Below are 6007 nucleotides of genomic sequence, written 5' to 3'. Positions count from 1 at the left end.
GTATTTGTTTGTTAAATTAATGACAATTTGTCGCAAATTAAATTGTAACTTAACATCATCTCTTTTTTTTATATTTATTAACCAAAAACCAAAGAATGGAAAATGGTAAACAAGTTGTTGATGGAAATCTTGAAGGTATTAAAAAATCTTTAGAGGGCTCTCTTAAAAGATTAAAAACAGATTATATTGATTTGTATTATTTACATCGCGTTGATCCCAATGTACCAATTGAAGATATTGCGTATTTAATGAAGGATTTTATTAAACAAGGGAAAATCAAACATTGGGGGATATCAGAAGCAGGAATTGAAACCAAGCCCATGCAATATGTCCTTTAACAGCCGTAGAGAGTGAATATTCAATGATGTGGAGAGAACTAGAAAACAAACATATTCCTTTACTTGAAGAATTAGGAATTGGTTTTGTACCTTTTGCTCCATTATGTAAAGGATTTTTAAGTGATGCTTATGATAAAAATGGTTTTCATGCAAAATTAAATGCACCAAGATTTAGTGAAGAAGCGCTTAAAAAGAATCAAGTAGTTGTTGGTTTAGTTAATAAAATTTCAAAAGAAAAAAAGGCAACAGTTGCATAAATTTCTTTGGCTTGGGTATTAGCACAAAAAGATTTTATTGTACCTATTCCAGAAACAACAAAGTTGGAAAGATTAAAAGAAAATATTAAAGCAACCGAAATCAAATTTACAAAAGCAGAAGTTGAATCAATGAATCAAGCATTATCTCAAATGGATATCGAAAGTAGAAGGTTTGAAACAAATTCTGATTTTGAAAAAAGAGTTGGTTTATATAAAGGCGAGATATTCTCGCTTTTTTTGTTATGAAAAAAATTTAATGAATTGATAAATTTGTAAAAATATGTCGATTATATCTAAAAAATATGTAATACTGAAAGAAGTGAGGAAAGGAGAATAAGGTGAAAGATATTTATTTATTACTAACAAAATCAGATACTTTTATTTCTAAAGCAATTTATTTAATGACGCAAGACAGTTATACACATATTTCTATCTCTTTTGAAGAAAATTTACAACCGATGTATAGTTGTGCTAGAAAATATACTTACTCTCCAATTCCTGCAGGAATTAGAAATGAGTCATTTGAAAAGGGATTCTATAATAAAAATCAACATATTCCTTGTGCATTATATAAACTTACTGTTAAGAAAGAGATATATTATAAGGCAAAATTTATTTTAGAATCTATTTTAAATCATTCTCAAGATTATAAATATAATTTAATGGGATTGATCTTATGTAAATTGGAAGTTCCTTATCGTAGAAATCATTATTATTTCTGTTCAGAATTTGTAAGTGAAATCTTGGCTTATAGTCAAGCTATAGAATTACCTAAGCTTCCTTGTTTAATGAAACCATCGGATTATTTATTATTTGAAGAATTAGAGTGTTTATATCAAGGAAATATTGGAGAACTTATAAAATATAGAGGTTTATGTTAAAGGATGATACATCCTTTTTATTATATCAATAGAATCTATAAAGAATTGTTGTATAATAGGAAAATATGAAAAGAGGAATTGAAATGAATTATGCAGAAATTAAGAATTTTGATATCGCTAATGGCTTAGGAGTTAGAGTTTCTTTATTTGTATCAGGATGCACGCATCACTGTAAGAATTGTTTTAATCAAATGACATGGGATTTTAAATATGGAAAAGAGTTTAATCAAGAAGTAGAAGATTTAATTATTGATTATTTAAAACCAGAACATATAACAGGATTGTCTTTACTTGGAGGAGAACCAATGGAACCAAGTAATCAAAGAGCGTTATTACCGTTTATTAAAAGAGTGAAAGAACTTTATCCACAAAAGGATATTTGGTGTTATACAGGTTATCTCTTTGATCAAGAACTTTTAAGTGAAAGTCGAGCAAGATGTGAAGTAACTGATGAATTGTTATCTTATATCGATGTTCTAGTAGATGGTAAGTTTATTGAAGAACTTAAAGATTTAAGTTTAAAGTTTAGAGGATCGTCTAATCAAAGAATTATAGATGTTAAACAAAGTTTAGAAAAAGATGAAATTATTTTATATAAAGATTTGAATGAAAATAGAAATTTTCAAAAATATGAATAAGACGATATACACTACATAATTAGATAAAATTATGCTATAATATTTTCGTTAATTATAGAGGGAGTAGAATATGATAGGATTTTATAGTTATACTGTCATTCTTACATATTTATCATTAGTTTTTGCAATGGTAGGAATCCACTTATCAGTCATTGGACTTTATCAATGGTCATTTATTTGTTTAATGATGTGTGGTATTTGTGATACCTTCGATGGAATGGTCGCAAGAAGTAAGAAAAATCGTACAGAAGAAGAAAAGAAGTTTGGAATTCAAATAGATTCTTTATGTGATCTTATTTCTTTTGGTGTTTTTCCAGCAATACTAGGATATAATTTAGGATTATCTTCAGTAGGATGGCTTGCTATTGAAATACTTTATGTATTAGCAGCAGTTATTCGTTTAGCTTATTTTAATGTTACTGAAGAAACAAGACAGCAACAAACAACAGAAAAAAGAAAGTATTATCAAGGTTTACCAGTTACAACTTCAGCCTTTATTTTACCTTTTGCATTTGCTTTAAGATATGTTATTTTTGGTTTAGATTACTTATATGGAACTTTAATGTTAATTACAGGTATTTTATTTGTTGTTGATTTTAAAGTGCCAAAATTAAAAGGGAAAGGACTTATTGCACTTGGTGTTCTAGTTGTTGTAGAACTTGTGCAAATTCTTTGTTTTTCATGATTAAAGATCGTCAAGGACATATCGTTAAAGAATTAGAGGGTCAAAATAAATTATTAAAAAAATTATATAGCACATCTGCTGGTAGATGTGCTTTAAAAATCTTAGTATCACCATTTGTTACGCACTTAGGTGGTTTATATATGTCTTCACCATTTTCAAAGACAAGTATTTCTTCGTTTATTAAAAATAATGATATTGATATGAGTCAATATGAAGAAAAGAAATATAAAAGTTATAACGATTTCTTTACAAGAAGAATAAAGGATGGTCAAAGACCATTTGACGACTCTAAAGATGTATTGATGGCACCTGCTGATAGTAAACTTACTTATTATCCAATAAATGATGATACGATTTTAGAAATCAAGGATACAAAATACCAATTAAAAGATTTATTACAAGATGAAACATTAGCTAAAGAATATGATGGTGGAATATGTCTTGTATTTCGTTTAGCTGTTGATGATTATCATCGTTATAGTTATGTAGATGATGGTCAAATTGTTTCCCATAAGAAAATCAAAGGTATTTTTCATACTGTTAATCCTATCGCAAATGATTATTATCCTATATACAAAATGAATAGTAGAGAGTACACTGTGATTGATTCAAATAACTTTGGTAGAATGATTCAAATGGAAGTAGGAGCAATGATGGTTGGTAAAATTGTCAATTATAAACATAGTATTGCTACTAAAGGAGAAGAAAAAGGTTATTTTGAATTTGGTGGATCGACAGTTGTAATGATTTTGAAAAAAGATACTGTCAAAATAGATGATGATATTATAAATAATTCTAGTGAGAACATTGAAACAAGAGTATTACTAGGACAAACGATAGGACATAAAGGGGTGTAAAGATGTCGAAGGTTATAGCAATTACAAATCAAAAGGGTGGTGTTGGTAAAACAACGACAAGCGTTAATTTATCAGCTGCACTTGCGAAGATGAATTATAAAGTGTTACTTATAGATATGGATCCTCAAGCAAATGCAACACAAGGTATTGGTATCGATAGAGATTATATTGAATTATCAACATATCATGTTTTAACAGGAGAAGTTGGTTTAGAAAAAGTAATTCAACATTCTTATATTGAAAATCTAGATGTTGCACCAGGAGAAATAGATCTTGCAGGAATCGATTTAGAATTAGCACATGTAAAACAAGGGAGAGAAGTGCGTTTAAAACAATCATTAGATAAAATTAAAGATTATTATGACTTTGTTTTTATTGATTGTCCACCAGCCCTTGGTTTATTAAATACAAATGCATTAACTTCATGTGATACAGTACTTATCCCAGTACAATGTGAATACTATGCACTTGAAGGTTTAACACAATTGTTAAATACAATTAAATTAACTCAAAATCATTTTAATAAAAAACTTTCTATTGAAGGTTTATTATTAACAATGTTAGATCAACGTACAAATTTAGGATTGGAAGTTTCTCAAGAAGTAAGAAAGTATTTTAAAGAAAAAGTTTATAAAACTGTTATTCCAAGAAATATTAAATTATCTGAAGCACCAAGTGCAGGAATCTGTATTTTTGATTATGATGGATCTTCTGTTGGGGCTCAAGCTTATAAAGAACTTGCAAAGGAAGTGTTGAGTAGAAATGGCTGAGAAAAAGAAAAAATTAAATAAAGGATTAGATGCTATTTTTGGTGGAGATATTACATCATTAATTGATGATATTGAACATAATACACCTGAAAGTAGTCAAGAAAAAATCAAATTAGATGAAATTAGACCTAATCCTTATCAACCAAGAAAAGTATTTGATGAACAAGCTTTAAATGAACTTGCTTTATCAATTCAAGAACATGGTATTTTCCAACCAGTAATTTTAAAGAAATCTGTTCAAGGATATGAAATTGTTGCTGGTGAAAGAAGATGCCGTGCAGCAAGAATGGCACATTTAGAAGAAGTTCCAGCAATTATTGTTGATTTTAGTGATCAACAAATGATGGAAATTGCTTTATTAGAAAATATTCAAAGAGAAGATTTAAATGCCATCGAAGAAGCACAAGCTTATCAAACGATGATGGAAAAACTTAAACTTACACAAAATGAATTAGCTAAACGTATTGGAAAATCAAGAACACATATTACAAATACACTTAGATTATTGAACTTACCTGAAAAGATTCAAGAATATGTATTAGATGGTTCTTTATCAATGGGACATGCAAGAGCTTTAATTACATTGGATAAAGAAAGAGCATTAAAGATTGCTAAAAGAGTTATTGATGAAAAGTTATCTGTTAGAGATGTTGAAAATATTGTGAAAGGCTTTGAACTTCAAGAAGCTAGAAAGAATAAACCTAAGGTTGAAAAATCTAAAGAATATCAATATGTTGAAGGATTACTTAGAAAAAAATATCGTACGAGAATCAAAGTAGATGATAAGTCTATTACAATTAAATACTCTGACACAGATGATTTAAATAGATTATTAGAATTAATGGGTGTTATTGAAGAAAGCTAAACTTGGTTAAAAACCAAGTTTTTTCTATGCAACAAAGTTATAGTAGATTGCAAAATTGATATTGTACATTTAGAGTACTTTGTTTCAAAATATAAGTAAGAAAAGAGGTCATATTATGGAATATCAAACATTAAATAACGGATTAAAAATTCCTACAATTGGATTTGGTGTCTTTAGAGTACCAGATAAAAAAGAATGTGAAGAATCAGTATATCAAGCAATTAAAGCAGGATATCGTTTAATTGATACGGCTGCCTCTTATACCAATGAAGATGCGGTTGGTGCAGGCGTTAAAAGAGCAATTGCTGAAGGAATTTGCACAAGAGAAGATTTATTTATTACTTCTAAAATGTGGGTTCAAGATATGCAAAATTATGAAATGGCTAAACAAGCAATTGATGCTTCTATTGAAAAAAGTGGTTTAGGTTATTTAGATTTATATTTATTACATCAAGCGATGGGAGATTATTTTAGTGCCTGGAGGGCCATGGAAGATGCGTATAAAGAAGGTAAGTTAAAAGCAATTGGTGTTTCAAACTTTTATGCACATATTCTTGTCAATTTTGTAAATACAGTAGAAATCAAACCAATGGTCAATCAAGTAGAACTTCATCCATACTATACACAAGAAAAAGCAATAGAAACAATGAAATATTATGATGTTATTCCTGAAGCATGGGCACCACTAGGTGGAGGAAGATATAATCCATTTGAAG

Annotated in this window: 7 protein-coding genes and 2 pseudogenes; all 9 read left to right on the top strand. The window is 28.6% G+C overall.

From position 1 onward, the window contains the following. Window positions 1–86: 86 nt before the first annotated feature. Window positions 87–338, top strand: a pseudogene (locus LJD34_RS16540) (aldo/keto reductase); the annotation flags it as partial. A gap of 23 nt (window positions 339–361) precedes the next feature. Further along, a pseudogene (locus LJD34_RS16535) lies at window positions 362–841 on the top strand (aldo/keto reductase). Window positions 842–933: 92 nt separating this feature from the next. Then, a complete protein-coding gene (locus LJD34_RS15300) occupies window positions 934–1476 on the top strand; it encodes a hypothetical protein (RefSeq protein ID WP_119362499.1) in 543 nt (180 codons plus the stop codon). An 83-nt stretch (window positions 1477–1559) separates the two neighbouring features. After that, window positions 1560–2114 (top strand): anaerobic ribonucleoside-triphosphate reductase activating protein, encoded by a 555-nt coding sequence (gene nrdG, locus LJD34_RS15295; RefSeq protein ID WP_032091169.1) that lies wholly within the window; start codon window positions 1560–1562, stop codon window positions 2112–2114. 70 nt (window positions 2115–2184) lie between these two features. Beyond that, on the top strand, window positions 2185–2799 hold the full coding sequence (locus tag LJD34_RS15290; protein WP_118306657.1) for a CDP-alcohol phosphatidyltransferase family protein: 615 nt from the start codon (window positions 2185–2187) through the stop codon (window positions 2797–2799). Beyond that, window positions 2796–3656, top strand: a complete 861-nt coding sequence (locus LJD34_RS15285) for a phosphatidylserine decarboxylase (RefSeq protein ID WP_032091274.1) — start codon at window positions 2796–2798, stop codon at window positions 3654–3656. The genes LJD34_RS15290 and LJD34_RS15285 overlap by 4 nt, the downstream gene beginning before the upstream one ends. Window positions 3657–3658: 2 nt before the next feature. After that, complete coding sequence (locus LJD34_RS15280) at window positions 3659–4426, top strand: ParA family protein (protein WP_022000815.1); 768 nt, start codon at window positions 3659–3661, stop codon at window positions 4424–4426. After that, window positions 4419–5291 carry a ParB/RepB/Spo0J family partition protein gene (locus LJD34_RS15275; RefSeq protein ID WP_147579777.1) on the top strand — a complete coding sequence of 291 codons (873 nt, stop codon included), beginning with the start codon at window positions 4419–4421 and terminating at the stop codon, window positions 5289–5291. Before LJD34_RS15280 ends, LJD34_RS15275 begins: the two co-directional genes overlap by 8 nt. A 115-nt stretch (window positions 5292–5406) precedes the next feature. Next, a partial coding sequence (locus LJD34_RS15270; protein WP_227360301.1) for an aldo/keto reductase occupies window positions 5407–6007 on the top strand: 601 nt, incomplete at its 3' end.

Origin of the sequence: Faecalibacillus sp. MSK20_93 (assembly GCF_020589945.1) — a bacterium.
In the GTDB taxonomy this organism is placed as follows: Bacteria; Bacillota_I; Bacilli_A; order Erysipelotrichales; family Coprobacillaceae; genus Faecalibacillus; species Faecalibacillus intestinalis.
This window is presented reverse-complemented; position numbering and strand designations above follow the sequence as displayed.